Raw genomic sequence first — 19716 nt, 5'->3', positions numbered from 1 at the left:
GTACTTCTCCTTGTGTATTTACCTGTCGCTCTAGCAGGCAGGCTTACTACATCCTGGCAACTAGCCAGGGGGCAAAATGGTGGCCAACATCACGGTCCCTCTACGAGACAACGGCTTCAGCCAAACTTGCGTAAACGTTCTTGCGGGCTGATGACATCGGTTAGCCGAATACCAAAACGGTCTCCGACTACCACCGCTTCTCCATGTGCAACCAACGTGCCGTTAACCAGTACATCCATGGGTTCATCTGCCATACGCTGCAATTCGATGACAGAATCCTTACTGAGCTTCAGCAATTCATTGATCGAGATACGCGTCTGTCCGATTTCCATCGACAACGTCACCGGAATATCCAGAATCATGGCGATATCGGCGGTAGGACGATCCTGCAAGTCTGCTTCCGGACCATTGCCAAGATCAGGCCTTTCTACCGACCGTACCGACTCCTCGCCTGTTGCAGCAGGAGCGCCCGCTCCCTCTGCTTCGGGTGCTCCGGCATTCGCAGCAGGATCCACATCCGTGAAATTTTCCGCATCTGGTGCTGCGGCATCTGCCGCAGTAGTATCTTCGGCTTCAGGCATATCGCGTGCTGTATTGTCTTCAGACATGACTTAATGACCGTTAGGTAGATGCCAGCGAGACAAGCTGGCTGAAACACGTCCATTACTGCTGCCAACACGGGCATCAAACAATGGCATTTGCTGTGTCTTGAAAGACACTGTTTGCACGTCACGAAGGGGTATGAAATCACCTGCCTTCAACTCGAGCAGTTTACCCAACGTTATCCGCGACTCCGATAGCACTCCGCGAATATCAAGCTCACAGCGCATCAGCTCTGTGCGTAAAGCCTCACTGAAAGCGTGATCTTGCTTGGAGGTCGTTGTAGGTTCATGTTCAAGCTGCTCGCTCAAAGGCTTGAGTGTCTCGAACTGGTAGACCAGTTGACACGGTAGCTCCAGCTCACCCAGCTGCAGCTTCAAGTCGCTGGTCACCATGACCTGCTCAAGTGGTGCATTGTTCAATCGGCCGACATCTATCGGTCGGACCAGTGCAGCGTTTCCCTTCAGAACCATTGACCAACCATCCGTCATGGCGGCAAGCACTGCATCAACAATGTGTTGCATAACGCGCTTTTCGGTTCGTGATAGTTCACGCGGCTTTTCGAGTGGTATTACTTCTGCCTTACCACCGAAGTAGCTATCTACCAACGCAGATACTACACTGGTATCCATGCAGAACCATATGACACCCTCCAGAGGGCTTAGTGATAATTCATGGACAATCCCTGTTGGCCCAATGGAGCGAACACTGTCCATGTACTTGCTGCGTGTGGTTTGCACCGCCTGGCCAATCAACGGTATCTGTAGACGATCACCTAAAGAGGTACCAAATGCTGTTGCGATACGTGCATTGACCAGATCCAGTACAGGCCATTGCTTGTTGAGTTTGTGTCCGGGATGTACGAAGTCATACGACGACGCTTCCTTTTTATTTTCTTGTTCCATGTTTATCTCACCAGTCGGATTCGTCACTCGAACTTGAGCGATTAAACCAAGGGTCTATTGCATTACCAATCGCGTGATAAGAACATCGAGTATTCGGTCGCTACGGTAGTACTTGCTAACGACTTCATCGATACTTTCTACTGCACTTGTCTGTAATGCCTTTTTACCCTCTACGGTTTTCAGTACTTCACTATCCTGTTGCGAAAGCAGCAATAACAAAGTGTTACGCAGCTCAGGATCGTGATCATCCAGGACCGTCAGCACCTTCTCATCATGGGTTGCAACCACCATTTCTATCATCATGAATTTCATTCGGGTCTTGCCCTGAAAGTTCACGACAAACTCGGGTTGCACATTGTGATACAGAATTTCTTCAGGCAATGGCTCTTCCACTGCCGCTTCAGCTGCAGCCGCTACAACGGGCTCCTTGTCAAATGCCCCTGTCAGAAATAGAGAACCACCTACACTGGCACCAACCAGTAAAAGCGCCCCACCACCGATCATGATCATTTTATTCATACAAACTCCCCTCTATACATAGGCGTCAAACACAGGGCGATCATGATTTTCGCCAGTGACTCTTGCTGCAACACGTTGCAAGTCTTCAGCCATGAAGCTATCTGGAACCATGTCCAATCCGCTCGTACGGCCATACTCTGTCTTTTCCTGATGGTTACTACTGTTACTTTGATTTTCCTGAGACCCTGAGCCTGCAGAACCGCGCGAGTCTGCAAAAGTCTGGCCATTTCCGGATCGTGACTGCTCACTCTTACCGTCTGATACATCCACCTTTACACTTTCATGTCCCTGCACTGCCAACTGTTCCCGTAAACGCGGCAACATCGACTCCAATGCCTCTCGGGTGTTGTGCTGAGCTGCTGTGATCGAAACCTCCATCTGGTCCCCTTCAATTCCAATCTTTACAGATATCGGTCCCATGCCATTTGGTGTGACTGTCATGAATGCATTCTTGACGCCTTCATTAGCCATCCACTTGACGTTACCCGTCAGCGCTGACTCAGCATCGGCAGAATCAAGTGGGATATTGAATGGAGCCTGGGTAACTGGAGCCGACATCGCATCCGTACGCACGCCAGTAACAGTGGCAACATTAGTGACAGGTATTGCCGCAAGTGAATTATCTGCATCAGCCTTGTTCAACACCGCATCATTGGTATCTACGCTCATTTTCGATAGCAAGGCTTCCGCTGTAGCAATGCGCTGCTGGACCGTCGTCTTAGCATCTGGGGCAGCCATCAGAGTCTGCCCATCTGCCGCACTAACGGGCAGCGTAGACTGAGGCAACTCACTGTGTGCCACACTATTGATGCTATTGGAATTCAGCCGGTGGGCCGCCAATCGTGAAGCAACCGTCTGTACCATCTCGACCGGCTGCAATAGAGGCAACTTGACAGCTGCAAGCTCGGTACCTTGCAGCGGAGTGCTCGCAACTTTCACCACTTCCTTGTTGGCAACTTCAATATTCTGTTGCAACTGTAGAACTGACACCTCCGCTTGCTTCACCCCTTCGTTGTTCGTGACAAGAGGCTTTACTGCATCACCGTTGCTTGCCTGCGAAGGTTGTAACAGCGTATTCTTGTCGACCTGAGCTGCCAGTGCAGGAGTTATCGGTGCGTGTACTGCATTGGTAGTTTCACCCGATATTCCCGTGCCCGCATTACCCGTTGAGGCTGTCAGTAAAGTTGCTTCAGGGCTCTGTTGAACCGATGGTTTCAGCATTGCAGGAGCAACGGGTTGCTGCCCTCCAAAATGGTCAACTTTCGCCTTCAATCCTTCCTTGACCGGCAAATCCAGAGCAGTGGCTCGCGTGTCGGTTTGAATCGACGTGACTGGCGCTGTTAGCTCAGGAACCACAACCGTCTTGGACGGAACTGCACCAGGGTCCGATTGTCCGGCCCGAGCAATCGAAATGGCTTGCCCGGTAGTCTCCGCAAGCTCTTCAGGCAGGTTACTCGCAATCGAGCTGTTCGGTGCTCCTACAGTATTTTCTGGCAGTACTGCTTTAGGTACGGCGGGTATTACCGTACCTTTCAATGGTAGTTCCGGCGATGTTTGCGCCTGCACGGTTGTCATGCCACCATCAACTGCAACCGTTGATGGCGTTAATGTACTATTCAGCTTTGGCGCCTGTGCGCCTTCCCTCTGCAAGGTTGTTGATCCACCACCTGCAGCAGCAGCAGCTGGTGGTGGTGGTGGTGGTGTCAACGTATCATTCAGCCTCAGCGCTTGTGCTTCTTCAGTCTGCAAGGCTGTCGTCCCATCAGCAGCCGCCACCGCTGAGCTTAAAGGCACGTAGCGCTCAATCGCTGCGTTTTGTGTAGCGGGCTCAAAAGTACTCTCTGCATTTTCTGCAACAGCAGATTCCGCGTTCAACGTTGTTGAAACACCTTCCACCAGCATCTCGACCTCATTCAACTTGGGACTTACTACAACCTCGCCCCCTGCCAGAATGCTCTGATCAGTACCTTTTGGTAGTCTCCCAGAAATTACGGGGTTGATCTGTTCAGTACCTGGCGCGTTCGCGCTCCCCTTCAACTCTGCCAGAGCAGCCGCCTGCGATTGCTCATTCACCCGCTGCCCCGGTGAAGGCGAGGCGCTGGTATTCGTGAGCTGCTCTAGTGCCTGGCTCAAATTACTGGAAAACAGAGAACTTCCATTCTCTGGAGTATCTCCGCCAGCCTGCAACTCTCCTTTTGAGGATTTCAAGGTTTGCATCAAAGCGGGAGTTCCACCCGAGATGATAGTATTTTGCTCAGGCATGCTTATTCTCCGAATCCTGTTGACGCAGGTACTTCATTGACTGCGCCGATTCCTCCAACTGAACCTGCTCACGTCGGGCAGCTACATCAGCCTCATTCAACTCATTGCGTTCGACGATCGTAGCAATCGCTGCTGTTTGCGCTGTGCGTTGCTGTTGCTCGACAATCGTCGCTTTCAGCTGATGATCTTGCTGTTGGCGCTTTTGCTTCAATTCATCAAGCTTGACGGTAAGCGATGCAACAAATGCTCGTCGATGAGCCAGTAGCTGCGGCGATATGGACTCTTGTCCGATCACGCCTTCCTGGTATTCTCGATTTATAGCCTTGAGTTCGAGGTGCTGACGATCAATGACTTTCAGCTCTGCTTGCTTTTTTGCAACCGCAGCACTTGATTGATCAGCACGAGTCTGTGACAAGGCTTCGAGCTTTGACAATTGTTGGGAACTCATAGACACACTTCTTTCTGGCTCATGTCTAGTTATCGGCCTCGAATTCGTGAGGTACAGTCGATATTACATAGTATGAGTGTTAGCCAGCTTGACCAGAAAATCGGGCACTACAAGTCCCGATATCTGGTCACAGTGCACTATTGAGACTGAAGAATATCCGCCAATTGGGCGCGAGCGGCGGAAATACCCACACCGCTGGTAGCAGGCTGTTGCAGAAAGGCCTGTAAACGAGGCCAGAACGCTACCGCCTTGTCCAGTAAAGGATCGCTACCTGACTGATAGAGTCCGACACGTATCATGTCTTCCTGGGAGCGATAGGAGGCCGAAAGCTGCAAGCAACGGCGAATCAACTGTTCTTGCTCTGGCGTATTCACAGCCGAGCGAGTCCTGCTTACTGAAGCTCCTATATCGATAGCCGGATAGTGTGCCGCATCCGACAATGCACGTGTCAAAACGATATGACCATCAAGCACCGCTCTAGCCGCATCAACGATAGGGTCGTTCTGATCATCACCTTCTGCCAGCACCGTATAGATTGCCGTTATGGAACCACCATGAGCCATGTTGCCAGCTCTTTCTACCAGCTGCGGTAACATGGCAAACGCCGAAGGCGGATAACCTTTACTGGTAGGAGGCTCTCCTGTTGCCAATCCAATCTCCCGCTGTGCCTGAGCAAAACGTGTGAGCGAGTCAACCAGCAGCAGTACTTGTTGCCCACGATCCCGAAAGCTCTCGGCTATGGCTGTCGCCAGCATGGCACCATGCAAACGTAGCAAGGGTGGTTGATCGGCAGGTACGGCCACGACGATGGCGCGCTCCATACCCTTGCGACCCAGAGTTTCACGGACAAAATCATTGACTTCACGGCCACGCTCACCGATCAGTCCGATTACTGTTACATCCGCTTCTGAATGCCGTGTGATCATTCCCAGCAAGGCGCTCTTGCCAACTCCTGAACCCGCGAATAACCCTACTCGCTGACCTCGTCCCAAAGTGAGCAAACCATTGATAGAGCGTACACCAACATCAAAGGCTTCATGAATTCCGGCACGATCCAGAGGGTTGATGGGATGTCCCATCAGGGGAGTTGAATGTGTGGTTTTCAGCGGGCCCAGACCGTCGATGGGTCGGCCGCGTGCATCAATTACCCGTCCCAGCAATTCGTCACCACACGGTGCCGACGCTTGCCCTGGCACCGGCTTGACTCGGGCTTGTGATCGCAGACCCGCCACGGAGCCTGTAGGCATGAGCAAGGTTCGGCTGCGATTGAAGCCAACCACCTGTGCTTCCACCTCCTTACCACTGGTCGTTTCGATCAGACAACGTGAACCGATCTCGACCTGGCAACCTTCTGCTTCGAGTGTCAGCCCACGTAACGTACTGAGTCGTCCTTCTACCGGTAACTCTACCGCCGTCAGTTCTTCGCGACGCTGATGTATGCGGTCTGCCAGAGACGAGGGAACAGTGCCGTATGGCTCTCCACTCATCGCCTCAATCCTGAGCTACCGGCACAGGTAACAATCCCAACTCTGCCCCCATAACCTCAAGCCAGTTGTCGACACCACAGTGCACCGTACTTGCATTCGACACGATGCGACAGTCACCCCGTTGGAGATTGACGTCATCCTTGAACTCTACCCCTTCGGGTTGAATCGTCAGTTCTCTGAGAACGTTTGCATCCATTGGATGAAGGTGCACACTCACATCACTTTTAGCAGCGTGGGGTAACTGTTCCATCCCTGCACGAACCAGCGATGCCAAGGCTTCAGGATCAATTTCCACTTCCCGCTTTACAAGCATCTTTGCAATATCCATAGCCAGACCGATCACTTCCTGCTCGAGCATCCTGTCAGGCACTTGCAGGGCAGGTTTTCCAAGCGAGTCAACCAATGTCTGCAATTGCTTGACGGATTCCTGATGCAGAGCTGCATTACCTTCTGCGTAACCGTGTGCATGGCCTTCGTCATAACTGTTCTGCAGCATGCCTGCTGACGGGTTTGTCAATGGCAGACTGCCGGACTGCCGTCCCGGGTTACCCGCAGCAGCCCCACCCTGGCTTGCCTGTTGAAACTCTGGCTGGCCACCTGCCCGCTTCGCATTAACCTCACGCAGCAAGTCGCTTGCTGCCATGGTTTCGCTCAATCTCACCGGTGTGGCAACCTGACGAGTGTTGGCCACTGGAACGGTTCCTTTCAGATCCGGAGCTTGCCAGCGAACGACATTCTTCGATTCGTCTTCAGAAAGAACTCTAAACATAATCATCTCCCTTTCCACCCAGTGAAATCTTGCCATCGTCCGCAAGTTGCTTGGCAGTTACAAGAATGGCGCGCTGAGCCGCTTGAACATCCGAAAGCTTGACTGGCCCTTTTGCATCAAGATCATCACGCAGCAACTCTGCAGCACGTGACGACATATTTCGAAATATCTTGGTTTGCAGCTCCTCTGAAGCTCCCTTGAGCGCGATGATAAGATCATCGTTGGACAAGTCTCGCAACATTGTCTGAGTATCACGGTCACTGACGTTAAGCAGGTTCTCGAAAATGAACATACCTTCTTTGATCTGTTCCACGATTTCAGAATCAGCAGCCTCTATCGCTGCCAGAATGAACTCTTCCGAATTCTTGGATACCCCATTGAGAATCTCTGCCGCAACCTGTACGCCGCCAAGTCCTGACAGCTCGATCGTTGCATTGCTTTCAAACAATTCCTGAATCACATCATTCAGATCGGAAAGCGCAGCAGGATGGAGCTTATCCAGCCTGACAATCCGCATTACCACATCGGTGCGCAACTCCTCGGGTAACATATCCAGTACTTGTCCTGCCTGCTCACGTGACAGCTGGCTCAGAACAGTTGCCATGATTTGCGGATGTTCGTTGCGTATGATTTTCGCTACGACTCTGGGATCCATCCATTTGAGCGCCGTCAGTCCCTGGTCATCTTCCGTTGGCTGCATGCGTGAAAGCACACTGATTGCCTTGTCTTTGCCAAGCGCGCGCGTAAGAGTGGATTTGAAATAATTTGCGGATTCCAGGCCAAGCGAGGATTCGTTGCGGACACGATTAACGAATTGATCCAGCGTTGTACCTATCTGCTCCTGAGTAACACCATTGATCGCTCCCATGGCCTCACCAAGCGCCTGTACTTCAGCAGGTTTCATATGCTGAAGCACACCAGCAGCCTCCTCCTCGCCTAACGCCATCAACAGGATAGCGGCTTGGCAGGAGCCACTCATCGGCGCCTTTTCAGGGGAAGCCTCCGGTTTGGCGGCTCCGTCTTTTTTGTCCGCTTCAGCCATTACTGCTCAGCAACCCAATCCTTGACAACTTTCGCAACTCGCTTGGGGTCCTCGGCAGCCATAGCACGCGCCATATTGAGTATATCGCCGTAGATGACTGATGGTGGTTCCAGTGCTTCTTTGGACCCGCTCTTTGACGCAGTCTCAGTCGCATTATCCGGGTCATGCAATGCCAGTGCTCCGTTATCTTGGTTGGCCTGTAACGCCGCCAGGGCCTGCTTGTCGACCACGGGAACCAGACGCTTTACAGCCGGCCTCAGAACCAACAGTACCAGTAGCAACACCGATAGTCCAATAAGTACCTGCCTAACCATAGTCCAAAGCCAGCTCTGTTGCCAGATTGGTAGTGGTTCGATTGGTAATATCTCTTCTACAGGCTTGAAAGCTCGATTGAAGACGACAACGCTATCACCACGTTCCTCACTGAAACCGACCGCCTCCTGAGCTAATCGAGTGTACTCAGCCAGCTCGTCTTCTGTCAAAGGCGTACGAACCGGCTCACCGGCCTCGTTCAAGTCCAGACGGTCATCGATGATCACGGCTGCCGATATGCGCTGAATACTGCCTGGCGCCTGGCGTACATGAGTTATCGTTCTGTCCAACTCGTAGTTGCGAACTGCAGAGGACGTTTCGTTCTGGATGCCATTAGCCCCAGCCTCTCCAGCCTCAGCCAACCCAGGATCAACAGTGCCGTTCCCTGGAGGCTGGTTGGTCAATGCACCAGGAATTCCCCCTGCACCGCCGGCCCCATCGCGATTCACCTGAGTATCTACCTGCTCACTACGCAGTTGCTGTGCATCCGGCTCGTAACTTTCCTGCGTCTGCTCATTGGTGGTGAAATCCACATCCGCAGTGACGATGGCCCTGATACGCCCAGCACCAACTATCGGTGTTAACAGAGATTCTATTCGCTCCGAATACAGTTTCTCCAGCTTGCGGGCATACTGATATTGGTCGCGTGTGGCGCCATCGGTTGAATCGTCCCCCGTTGACAGCAACCGACCCCATTGGTCGACCACGGTCACCTGACCGCTTTCCAGATAAGGAATGCTGGACGCTACCAGGTTGATAACCGCATGGACCTGCTCATCTTCAATACTGCGCCCTGGCTTCGCCTTGATCATGATGGAAGCAGATGCATCTGCCCGGTCACGAATGAATACCGATTGCTTGGGAATGGCCAGATGAACACGAGCAGAGTCTACGTTGCGCATGCTACTGATAGTACGACTCAATTCAGTTTCCAGAGCGTGTTGGTAACGTGCCGATTCTGTGAAATGACTTGTTCCCAGCGAAGGCTCCTCTTGCAGAAGCTCCAGCCCCTGGGATCTGTCTCCAGAGTTCAGACCACTGGCCGCCAGGCTCATTTGAACCTGGGCAGCCTGATCTTGAGGGACGAGTACCAGGCCTGTTGAAGCATCCAGCTTGTACTCGACTTGTGATGCTGTCAGATGCTCGATGATCTGCAGGGCATCTTCTCGCCCACCCTGCCCGCCTACAGGTACGAACACCGGCTTCATCGTCCAGATGATCAATCCTATACCGAGAGTTAACGCGGTAGCCACTACCAGCAAGGCACCCAGCTGTGGGGCTGCCAGGCTCCTCATCAGGTTAGCCGCCAGGGGTGTTCCCTGTGCCTGGGCATTGATTATGTTCGCGTCACTCATTTAATATCAGGTCTCAGCAGTTTCAGCAGCAAGCTGAGCGCGGTTAATGGGATAGGGTTGTATTGCCAGAAATCTCTGACATCACAAAGGCATACTCATGATTTCCTTGTAGGCCGCAACCATCTTGTTACGAACCTGCGTCAAGGCCTCAAAGGAAATACGCGCCTTCTGCGCTGCGATCATTACATCTGCCAGCTCTACATTCGGGTTGCCAGCTTCAAACGATTCACGCAGCTGCGTTGCTTCAATGCTGCGACCGTTCACTTGTTGAACTGAGTTCTCCAACACCTTGGAAAACTCGATCCTGTCGGCACCGAGCGTGAGCTCTGACGACGGTTTGTCAGTCGAAGGAATACCCGCATCTCGAGCCATCGCCCTAAGTTGCAGTAAAAGAGAATTTGTGTCTATTGAGCTATTCATATCTCGGCTCCTACCGTGATCAATCTGAGTGGAGCAAGGCGTGTGCCCTGCTCGCCTCGGCTTGAACAGCTGGTAGCTACTCTGGTGTTACATTTTCTCTAACGTCTACGCTGCATAGCGAGAAGCAAACGCTGCAGAGCTAGCAGCAATGGTTACTCTCTGAGCCTTGTTTGAAGATAAACCTGCAGCTTGCAAATTCTGAATAGGCTTAATAACTTTTTGTGCCAGCAATTTGACTTGGTCGACTTACTTCGTAATTTTCTGCCCAAAAATGCTCAATACTTCCTATTTAGAGGTAAGCAATTGATCGTATTTCGCATCAATCAGATCAACACAAGCTAATTTGCTGATGTTTTTTCATCAATGGCAATCTCTGTTGGAGACACTTTCACGTTGCCCAATGTCGTGAAACATGTATTCATTGTGAGCAACTCAAGATCAGGAAGAACCTGGCGCTACGACGGAGAATCGAATGATTCTATCGGTCGGATTTACGCAAGCCAGAAACGAAAATGCCCTCACTAGGAGGGCATTTTCATCGGTATGGCGCACTGGATTTCTCCAGCACTTTTCACACATCAGCCCCGGCAATCTGTGCCAGGGCCAACCTGCTTTTCATCAAGCGTCGCCAGCAGAGCTTTCAGGACCTACGCTGTCAAGAAGGCTCGGCATGAGACCATCGGCAGGCAAGCTACCCACACTCGGTGAGAGCGCAGATTCTTGCTGAATAACCTTGTCAAAGGCTTGATCAGCACTGAGCTTTGCACGACTCTTTCGGCGTTCCGTATGGAAAGCCAGTCCCGTTCCGGCAGGTACCAGACGACCAACGATAACGTTCTCTTTCAGACCGCGCAGATCATCACGTGCTCCACGAACCGCAGCGTCAGTCAGTACCCGCGTTGTCTCCTGGAATGATGCCGCAGAAATGAACGACTCGGTAACCAGAGATGCCTTGGTGATACCCAGCAGAAGATTATCAAATTCTGCAGGTGTCGCATTCGGGTTCTCGGCCAACAAGGCTTCGTTGATTTCCTTGACACGCAGGAAGTCGACTTGCTCACCTCGCAACAGACGAGTATCACCGGCAACGGAGACCTCAACTTTTCTGAGCATTTGGCGAATGATGACTTCGATGTGCTTGTCGTTGATCTTTACGCCCTGCAGACGATAGACGTCCTGAATTTCCTGAACCAGATAGGCAGCCAGAGTTTCAACGCCACGCAGTCGCAGGATATCCTGAGGGTTAGGTTCACCGTCGGCAATCATCTCACCCCGTTCTACCGTCTCACCTTCAAACACATTGATGTGACGCCACTTGGGGATCAGTTCTTCGTAATGCTCCTGATTCGGTCCGGTAATGACCAGACGCTGCTTGCCCTTGGTCTCCTTACCGAAAGAAACAGTACCGCTGACCTCTGCCAGAATGGCAGGTTCCTTCGGCTTCCTCGCTTCAAACAAATCGGCAACACGCGGCAGACCACCGGTAATGTCACGCGTCTTGGAAGATGCTTGCGGAATACGAGCCACAACATCACCGACCTGAATTTCAGCTCCATCCTGCAGATTGATGATCGCACCAGGTGGCAAGAAGTAGTGAGCCGGAATTTCAGTTCCCGCATAGTTCAGGTCGTTGCCTTCCTTGTCGACCAGCTTGACAAGAGGACGTAGATCTTTATTGGTACCACCACGCTGCTTGTGGTCAGTAATGATCTTATCCGTCAAACCAGTTGTCGGATCGGTTTCTTCCTTAGTCGTGATACCGGAGACGAAATCGGAGAATTTCGCAAAACCCGCCACTTCCGTTATAACCGGATGGGTATGTGGATCCCAGGTAGCGAGAATGGCACCGGCTTCAATCGCCTCGCCTTCCTTCGCCTGGATAACCGCACCGTAAGGTACCTTGTAGCGTTCACGCTCACGACCCGCGTCATCAACAACCGCCAGTTCGGCAGATCGTGATACGGCCATCAGCTTGCCATCCTTGTTAGTGATCTCCTTCATGTTATGAAGACGAACAGATCCCTTGGACTTGGACTCAACACTACTAGCTGCGGCTGATCGACTTGCGGCACCACCAATGTGGAAGGTACGCATAGTGAGCTGTGTACCCGGCTCACCGATGGACTGAGCGGCCATTACGCCGACAGCCTCGCCAATATTGATCACATGGCCACGTGCCAGGTCACGACCGTAACAGGCCGCGCAAACACCGTAGTCCGCTTCACAAGTGATAGCAGAGCGAACGAGGATTTCGTCAACACCTGACTCTTCCAGCGTATCGACCATATGCTCGTCAAGCAAAGTACCGGCTTCAAACAGAACCGTACTTTCCTCGCCTGGCTTCAGGATATCAGCAGCGACAACTCGTCCCAGTACTCGCTCACGCAAGGCTTCAACTACGTCGCCACCTTCAATGATCGGCTTCATGGTCAAACCAGCCGTGGTTCCACAATCAGGGTCGACAACAACCATATCCTGTGCAACGTCAACCAGACGACGTGTCAGATAACCGGAGTTAGCCGTCTTCAGAGCGGTATCAGCAAGACCCTTACGAGCACCGTGAGTCGAGATGAAGTACTGATTCACGTTCAGACCTTCACGGAAGTTCGCGATGATAGGCGTTTCGATGATCGAGCCATCCGGCTTGGCCATCAAACCACGCATACCTGCCAACTGACGAATCTGGGCCGCAGAACCACGAGCGCCCGAATCAGCCATCATGAAGATAGAGTTGAATGATTCCTGTTGAACAGTCTCGCCGTCCTTGTTGACAACACTCTCGGTACCGAGACTGGCCATCATTGACTTGGCGACTTGATCGTTCGCAGAAGACCAGATATCAACAACCTTGTTATAGCGCTCACCCTTGGTAACCAGACCTTCAGAGTATTGATCCTGAATTTCTCGCACTTCGGATTCAGCCGCTGCAATCAGCGTCTTCTTGTCTTCCGGCACCATCATGTCTTCAATACCGATGGAAACACCGGCAAGAGTTGCGTATCTGAAGCCCAGATACATCAGCTGGTCAGCGAAGATAACGGATTCCTTCAGACCCAGACGGCGATAGCAAAGGTTGATGAGCTTGGAGATATTCTTCTTGGTCAGATTCAGATCCACATTGGCGAATTCAAGACCTGGTGGCAGAATCTCGGACACGATAGCCCGTCCAACCGTTGTCTTGACCCGACGTGGAACAGCGACCCACTCACCCGCTTCGTTCTCTTCGTAGTCAGTAATTCGAACTGTTACCAAAGCGTGCAGATCGGCAACCTTGCTCTGGTAAGCACGGTGGCATTCAGCGATGTCGCTGAATGTCATGCCTTCGCCTCTGGCATTCACTCGAGTACGAGTCATGTAGTACAGACCCAGAACGATATCCTGAGAAGGTACGATGATCGGCTCACCGTTCGCAGGTGACAGAACGTTGTTGGTTGACATCATCAGAGCACGAGCTTCGAGCTGTGCTTCGATGGACAACGGTACGTGAACCGCCATCTGGTCACCGTCAAAGTCGGCGTTGAATGCAGCACAAACCAACGGGTGCAGCTGGATAGCCTTACCTTCGATCAGGACTGGTTCAAAAGCCTGGATACCCAGACGATGCAATGTTGGTGCACGGTTGAGCATGACCGGATGTTCACGGATAACCTCTTCAAGGATATCCCAGACTTCCGCACCTTCACGCTCTACCATCTTCTTGGCAGCTTTGATGGTCGTAGCCATGCCACGAATCTGCAGCTTGGAGAAAATGAACGGCTTGAATAGTTCAAGTGCCATTTTCTTCGGCAGACCGCACTGATGCAGACGCAGAGTTGGTCCAACCACGATAACCGAACGACCAGAATAATCGACTCGCTTACCCAGCAGGTTCTGACGGAAACGACCTTGCTTGCCCTTGATCATGTCGGCCAGGGACTTTAGAGGACGTTTGTTGGAACCCGTGATGGCACGACCACGTCGACCATTGTCCAGCAGAGCATCCACAGATTCCTGCAGCATGCGCTTTTCGTTACGCACGATGATGTCAGGAGCGTTGAGCTCCAGCAAACGACGCAGTCGATTGTTACGGTTGATGACTCGACGATACAGATCGTTAAGATCTGAAGTTGCGAAACGACCACCATCCAACGGCACAAGAGGACGCAAATCTGGCGGCAGTACCGGCAGAATGGTCATAACCATCCACTCAGGACGGTTACCAGAGACGATGAATGACTCAACCAGCTTCAAACGCTTGGTCAGACGCTTCAGTTTTGTCTCTGACTTGGTCGCTTCGATCTCTTCACGCAGATTTTCGGCATCGGTATTCATGTCGATGTCTTTCAACAGGTCATGAACAGCTTCAGCACCCATGCGAGCATCGAATTCATCGCCGTGCTCTTCAATCGCTTCCAGATACTGCTCATCCGAGAGCAGTTGTCCGGTTTCCAGAGTCGTCATGCCCGGATCGATAACGACATAGGCTTCAAAGTACAACACACGTTCTATTTCACGCAGTGTCATATCCAGCAACAAGCCGATACGACTTGGCAGTGACTTCAGGAACCAGATATGGGCAACCGGGCTCGCCAGGTCAATATGACCCATGCGCTCACGACGTACCTTGGTCTGAGTAACCTCAACACCACACTTCTCGCATACCACGCCACGATGCTTGAGGCGCTTGTACTTTCCACACAGGCATTCATAGTCCTTGACTGGTCCAAATATCTTGGAGCAGAACAGGCCATCACGCTCTGGTTTGAACGTACGGTAGTTGATGGTCTCGGGCTTCTTCACCTCACCGTAAGACCATGAACGGATGGTCTCTGGTGAAGCGAGCTTGATGCGAATCGCATCAAACTCTTCAGTCTGGCCCTGCATCTTGTACAGATTCAGCAGATCTTTCATTCTTTCATTCCCCTATCGCTTGCAGCGGAAAACGTATTTCTCTGGACCCTTGGGGCATTCATGTCGTATGGACTCAATGCCTTAGTGATCCTGCTCGAGTTCGATATTGATACCGAGCGAGCGAATTTCCTTAAGCAGCACGTTGAAAGACTCAGGCATGCCTGCATCCATTCTGTGATCGCCGTCGACAATGTTCTTGTACATCGTGTTTCGACCTTTCACATCATCAGACTTGACCGTCAGCATTTCGCGCAATGTGTATGCCGCGCCGTATGCTTCCAGTGCCCAGACTTCCATCTCACCAAAGCGCTGACCACCAAATTGAGCCTTACCACCCAGCGGCTGCTGAGTAACGAGACTGTACGGACCTGTTGAACGAGCATGCATCTTGTCATCAACCAGATGGTTCAGTTTGAGCATGTGCATATAACCAACAGAAACAGGACGTTCGAAGCTATCGCCAGTACGGCCATCGAACAAATGCGCCTGCCCTGATTCTGGCAAATCTGCCAAAGCCAGCATCTGGCGAATTTCCTTCTCGGAAGCACCATCGAATACTGGTGTTGCCATCGGTACACCACGGACCAGGTTGTTAGCCAGCTCCTTGATTTCTTCGTCAGTCAGACTCGCAATGTCCACATGTTGTGAAGCACCTTCGTGGTTATAAATCTTCTCGAGAAACTCTCGAAGATCTGAAACCGCTTGTTGCGCCTTGATCATGCGATTGATCTTGTGTCCCAGACCTTTGGCAGCCCAGCCCAGATGCATTTCAAGTACCTGTCCAACGTTCATGCGCGAAGGCACGCCCAATGGGTTCAAGCAGATATCAACCGGTGCACCGTCAGCCGAATAAGGCATGTCTTCGGTAGGTACGATCATGGAGATAACACCCTTGTTGCCATGTCGACCCGCCATCTTGTCGCCTGGTTGCAGACGACGCTTGACCGCAAGGTAGACCTTGACCATTTTCAGAACACCCGGAGCCAGATCATCACCAGAAGTGATTTTTTCCTTCTGCTCCAGGAAGCGCTGTTCAAAGGCTTCACGATGATCCGCAATGCTTTGTCCGATCTTTTCGAGCTGAACATTCAGTTCCTCATCTCGCATGGAGATCTGGAACCACTTGTCGCGTTCAAGGTTTTGCAAGTACTCGGATGTGATTCTGTCACCAGACTTCAAGCCTTCCGGTCCTTTATCCACTTCTTTGTCGACAATCAGCTTTTCGATACGTTCGTAGATGTCGTTCTCGATGATTCGAGTTTCGTCATCAATATCATTGCGAACCTGCTTCAGGCCTTCACGCTCGATCTGTTGAGCACGCATGTCCTTGTCGACACCGTCGCGAGTAAATACGCGGACATCGATTACAGTTCCGTCCATACCTGGTGGTACGCGCAAGGAAGTGTCTTTTACATCAGACGCCTTCTCACCAAAGATGGCTCTCAGAAGCTTCTCTTCTGGAGTCAGCTGTGTTTCACCCTTCGGTGTCACCTTGCCAACCAGAATGTCGTTCGGCTTCACTTCAGCACCAACGTACACAATGCCCGACTCATCCAGCTTCGACAGCAGACCTTCGCTGACGTTAGGAATATCAGCTGTAATATCTTCAGGCCCAAGCTTGGTATCACGTGCAACAGAGGTCAATTCTTCGATATGAATCGTTGTGAATCGATCTTCCTGAACAACACGCTCGGAGATGAGGATGGAATCCTCGTAGTTGTAACCGTTCCAAGGCATGAACGCGACCAGCATGTTCTGACCCAAGGCCAGCTCACCCATGTCGGTAGATGGACCATCTGCCAGCACATCACCACGTTCAATCTGATCACCCGGGCGAACCAACGGACGTTGATTGATGCAGGTGTTCTGGTTTGAACGCGTGTACTTGGTCAGAGTGTAGATATCGACACCACCGGCGCCTGTTTCTGCTTCTGCATCATGTACCCGGACAACGATTCGAGCCGCATCAACCGAATCTACCTTGCCACCACGCTTGGCAACAACAGCAGAGCCTGAATCGACAGCAACGATACGTTCGATACCGGTACCAACCAATGGCTTTTCGGCACGCAATGTCGGTACAGCCTGACGTTGCATGTTCGAACCCATGAGAGCGCGGTTAGCATCATCGTGCTCGAGGAATGGAATCAGTGCCGCCGCAACAGATACGATCTGCTTTGGAGAAACGTCCATGAACTCAACCTGTTCAGGTCGTGACATGGTGAATTCATTGTTGGTACGTACAGAAACCAGATCACTGATCAGTTTGCCTTCCGCATCCAGCTCCGTGTTCGCCTGAGCAATGATGTAGTTGCCTTCTTCGATCGCCGACAGGTATTCAATCTTGTCAGTCGCCTTGCCGTTAACAATCTTGACGTAAGGAGTTTCGAGAAATCCAAAGTTATTGGTTCGGGCATAAACCGCCAGAGAGTTGATAAGACCGATATTCGGCCCCTCTGGTGTTTCGATAGGACAAACACGACCATAGTGAGTCGGGTGTACGTCACGAACTTCAAAACCTGCACGTTCACGCGTCAGACCACCGGGGCCTAATGCAGAAATACGACGCTTGTGCGTGACTTCTGACAGAGGATTGTTCTGATCCATGAACTGCGACAACTGGCTGGATCCGAAAAATTCCTTGACTGCGGCAGCAACCGGCTTGGCGTTGATGATGTCCTGAGGCATGAGACCTTCAGACTCAACCATACCCAAACGTTCACGTACTGCTCGTTCAACACGAACAAGACCCACGCGAAAGACGTTTTCAGCCATCTCGCCCACACTACGGATACGACGATTACCCAAATGGTCAATGTCATCAACCGTACCGTTACCGTTACGGATATCAATCAACACCTGCATGACAGCCTGGATGTCTTCCTTGTCCAGCGTACCTGGTCCCGTTGTCTCTTCGCGCATGAGACGACGATTGAACTTCATGCGACCAACAGGCGACAGATCGTAACGATCTGGCTCGAAAAACAGGTTATTGAACAGGTTCTGTGCAGCTTCCTTGGTAGGTGGCTCGCCAGGACGCATCATGCGATAGATTTCTACCTGAGCTTCCAACTGAGTGCGCGTTGGATCGATGCGCAATGTGTTGGAAATAAACGGTCCTCGATCAAGGTCGTTTACATACAGGACTTCAATCTTCTTGATACCAGCGTCATGAATCTGCTCAACAAGTTCTGCAGTCAGCTCAGCATTGGCTTCAGCCAGCAATTCGCCAGTTTCAGGATCGACGATGTCGTGGAAGAGGATCTTGCCCACCAGGTAGTCAGCCGGAATCTCCAGCTTCTTGATGTTGGCTTGCTCCAGTACACGAACGTGTCTGGCTGAAATCGGACGTCCGGTTTCAACAACCACTTCTTTACCAGCTTTGATATCAAACGCTGCGGTTTCACCACGCAGGCGCTCAGGCACCAGTTCCATCTCGATTTTGGTCTTCGAGAGAGAAATCTTGTGCGTTTCAAAGAAATTTTCCAGAATGTCGCTAGTCTCATAACCCAACGCACGCAAAACAATCGTGGCTGGCAGCTTTCGGCGACGGTCAATTCGGGCAAAAACGCAGTCTTTCGGATCGAATTCGAAATCCAACCAGGAACCACGATAAGGAATGATTCGCGCACTGAACAACAATTTGCCCGATGAATGCGTCTTGCCGCGATCGTGGTCAAAAAACACACCAGGTGATCGATGCAACTGAGAAACGATTACGCGTTCAGTACCATTGATAATGAAAGTTCCATTACCTGTCATGAGTGGCAATTCACCCATGAATACTTCCTGCTCCTTGATGTCTTTGACGACTTTACTGCTGGCAGGAGCGGTCTTGTCATAAATGATCAGACGCGCGAGCACTCGAAGTGGTGCCGCGAAAGTCAAACCACGAATTTTACATTCCCGCTCGTCAAAAGCAGGTTTGCCCAGTCGATAGCTGACGTAATGCAGCTCGACATTACCAGAATAACTGATAATGGGCATCACACTGTTGAAGGCGCCATGCAGGCCTACTTCAGCACGATTATCCGCGTCTTTATCTTCCTGAAGGAAGTTGCGGTAGGAGTCCAGCTGCGTTTGCAGCAGGTACGGCACCTCAAGGATTGGAGCGCGCTTTCCAAAATCCTTACGGATACGTTTTTTTTCAGTGAACGAAAAGGCCATCAACGTTCCTCGCAGTCTGCAGAGCGCGTGCCGGGCGAGCACGCAAGTTCAAATTTTCCCGCCGGAAGCGGCGGCAGGCCGACAGTCACAATGACTGTCAGCCTGTCGGTGTCACAACCCCGGGACACAAACCCCGGGGAAGTAACGAGGGATACAACGATTACTTGAGCTCGACAGTTGCGCCGGCTTCTTCAAGAACTTTCTTGAGTTCTTCTGCTTCTGCTTTAGGTGCTGCTTCCTTGATAGGAGCTGGAGCACTTTCAACAAGATCTTTCGCTTCTTTCAGACCAAGGCCTGTTGCGCCACGAACTGCTTTGATAACGCCAACCTTGTTCTCGCCGAAGCTTGACAGGATAACGTCAAATTCAGTCTGCTCTTCAGCAGCTGCACCAGCGTCTCCGCCAGCAGCAGGAGCTGCTGCTACAGCAGCAGCTGCAGATACACCAAACTTCTCTTCCATTGCACTGATAAGGTCAACGACCTCCATCACTGACATATTGGAAATGGTTTCCAGCATGTCTTCTTTAGAAACTGCCATCA

General features: G+C 51.7%; 12 protein-coding genes and 1 pseudogene. All 13 read right to left on the bottom strand.

All coding sequences use genetic code 11. The features are described 5' to 3' along the window. Nucleotides 1-116: 116 nt before the first annotated feature. Entirely contained in the window at nt 117-608 is a 492-nt protein-coding gene (gene fliN, locus IMCC3135_RS08260; RefSeq protein WP_205737961.1) for a flagellar motor switch protein FliN, read from the bottom strand. A gap of 3 nt (nt 609-611) precedes the next feature. Continuing rightward, nucleotides 612-1505, bottom strand: a complete 894-nt coding sequence (locus IMCC3135_RS08255) for a FliM/FliN family flagellar motor switch protein (RefSeq protein ID WP_088917171.1) — start codon at nt 1503-1505, stop codon at nt 612-614. 54 nt (nt 1506-1559) lie between these two features. Further along, a complete protein-coding gene (locus tag IMCC3135_RS08250) occupies nt 1560-2024 on the bottom strand; it encodes a flagellar basal body-associated FliL family protein (protein ID WP_088917170.1) in 465 nt (154 codons plus the stop codon). Nucleotides 2025-2036: 12 nt separating this feature from the next. Further along, nucleotides 2037-4286, bottom strand: a complete 2250-nt coding sequence (locus tag IMCC3135_RS08245) for a flagellar hook-length control protein FliK (protein WP_088917169.1) — start codon at nt 4284-4286, stop codon at nt 2037-2039. Beyond that, entirely contained in the window at nt 4279-4734 is a 456-nt protein-coding gene (locus IMCC3135_RS08240; protein ID WP_088917168.1) for a hypothetical protein, read from the bottom strand. The genes IMCC3135_RS08245 and IMCC3135_RS08240 overlap by 8 nt, the downstream gene beginning before the upstream one ends. A gap of 137 nt (nt 4735-4871) precedes the next feature. Next, on the bottom strand, nt 4872-6221 hold the full coding sequence (locus IMCC3135_RS08235; protein ID WP_088917167.1) for a FliI/YscN family ATPase: 1350 nt from the start codon (nt 6219-6221) through the stop codon (nt 4872-4874). 4 nt (nt 6222-6225) lie between these two features. Further along, entirely contained in the window at nt 6226-6990 is a 765-nt protein-coding gene (locus IMCC3135_RS08230; protein ID WP_157735848.1) for a FliH/SctL family protein, read from the bottom strand. Continuing rightward, complete coding sequence (fliG, locus tag IMCC3135_RS08225; protein ID WP_088917165.1) at nt 6983-8032, bottom strand: flagellar motor switch protein FliG; 1050 nt, start codon at nt 8030-8032, stop codon at nt 6983-6985. The genes IMCC3135_RS08230 and fliG overlap by 8 nt, the downstream gene beginning before the upstream one ends. Continuing rightward, a complete protein-coding gene (fliF, locus tag IMCC3135_RS08220) occupies nt 8032-9699 on the bottom strand; it encodes a flagellar basal-body MS-ring/collar protein FliF (protein WP_088917164.1) in 1668 nt (555 codons plus the stop codon). The genes fliG and fliF overlap by 1 nt, the downstream gene beginning before the upstream one ends. Nucleotides 9700-9780: 81 nt before the next feature. Then, the gene (gene fliE, locus IMCC3135_RS08215) at nt 9781-10119 is read right to left on the bottom strand and encodes a flagellar hook-basal body complex protein FliE (RefSeq protein ID WP_088917163.1); all 339 of its coding nucleotides are present in this window, start codon (nt 10117-10119) and stop codon (nt 9781-9783) included. Nucleotides 10120-10881: 762 nt separating this feature from the next. Then, nucleotides 10882-15009, bottom strand: a pseudogene (rpoC, locus tag IMCC3135_RS08210) (DNA-directed RNA polymerase subunit beta'); the annotation flags it as partial. Between the two features lie 81 nt (nt 15010-15090). Continuing rightward, entirely contained in the window at nt 15091-19176 is a 4086-nt protein-coding gene (rpoB, locus tag IMCC3135_RS08205) for a DNA-directed RNA polymerase subunit beta (protein ID WP_088917161.1), read from the bottom strand. Nucleotides 19177-19336: 160 nt separating this feature from the next. Beyond that, nucleotides 19337-19714, bottom strand: coding sequence for a 50S ribosomal protein L7/L12 (rplL, locus tag IMCC3135_RS08200; RefSeq protein WP_088917160.1), 378 nt, complete (start codon nt 19712-19714; stop codon nt 19337-19339). Between the last annotated feature and the right edge of the window lie 2 nt (nt 19715-19716).

The sequence above is a fragment of the Granulosicoccus antarcticus IMCC3135 genome, from assembly GCF_002215215.1.
GTDB classification, from domain to species: domain Bacteria; phylum Pseudomonadota; class Gammaproteobacteria; order Granulosicoccales; family Granulosicoccaceae; genus Granulosicoccus; species Granulosicoccus antarcticus.
The sequence above is the reverse complement of the archived record's forward strand: the minus strand, read 5'-3'. Positions and strand labels throughout refer to the sequence as shown.

What these genes read in the sequence shown, in the direction of transcription:
- fliN (WP_205737961.1), bottom strand. Translation starts at nt 608, where the DNA reads ATGTCTGAAGACAATACAGCACGCGATATGCCTGAAGCCGAAGATACT.
- IMCC3135_RS08255 (WP_088917171.1), bottom strand. Translation starts at nt 1,505, where the DNA reads ATGGAACAAGAAAATAAAAAGGAAGCGTCGTCGTATGACTTCGTACAT.
- IMCC3135_RS08250 (WP_088917170.1), bottom strand. Translation starts at nt 2,024, where the DNA reads ATGAATAAAATGATCATGATCGGTGGTGGGGCGCTTTTACTGGTTGGT.
- IMCC3135_RS08245 (WP_088917169.1), bottom strand. Translation starts at nt 4,286, where the DNA reads ATGCCTGAGCAAAATACTATCATCTCGGGTGGAACTCCCGCTTTGATG.
- IMCC3135_RS08240 (WP_088917168.1), bottom strand. Translation starts at nt 4,734, where the DNA reads ATGAGTTCCCAACAATTGTCAAAGCTCGAAGCCTTGTCACAGACTCGT.
- IMCC3135_RS08235 (WP_088917167.1), bottom strand. Translation starts at nt 6,221, where the DNA reads ATGAGTGGAGAGCCATACGGCACTGTTCCCTCGTCTCTGGCAGACCGC.
- IMCC3135_RS08230 (WP_157735848.1), bottom strand. Translation starts at nt 6,990, where the DNA reads ATGTTTAGAGTTCTTTCTGAAGACGAATCGAAGAATGTCGTTCGCTGG.
- fliG (WP_088917165.1), bottom strand. Translation starts at nt 8,032, where the DNA reads ATGGCTGAAGCGGACAAAAAAGACGGAGCCGCCAAACCGGAGGCTTCC.
- fliF (WP_088917164.1), bottom strand. Translation starts at nt 9,699, where the DNA reads ATGAGTGACGCGAACATAATCAATGCCCAGGCACAGGGAACACCCCTG.
- fliE (WP_088917163.1), bottom strand. Translation starts at nt 10,119, where the DNA reads ATGAATAGCTCAATAGACACAAATTCTCTTTTACTGCAACTTAGGGCG.
- rpoB (WP_088917161.1), bottom strand. Translation starts at nt 19,176, where the DNA reads ATGGCCTTTTCGTTCACTGAAAAAAAACGTATCCGTAAGGATTTTGGA.
- rplL (WP_088917160.1), bottom strand. Translation starts at nt 19,714, where the DNA reads ATGGCAGTTTCTAAAGAAGACATGCTGGAAACCATTTCCAATATGTCA.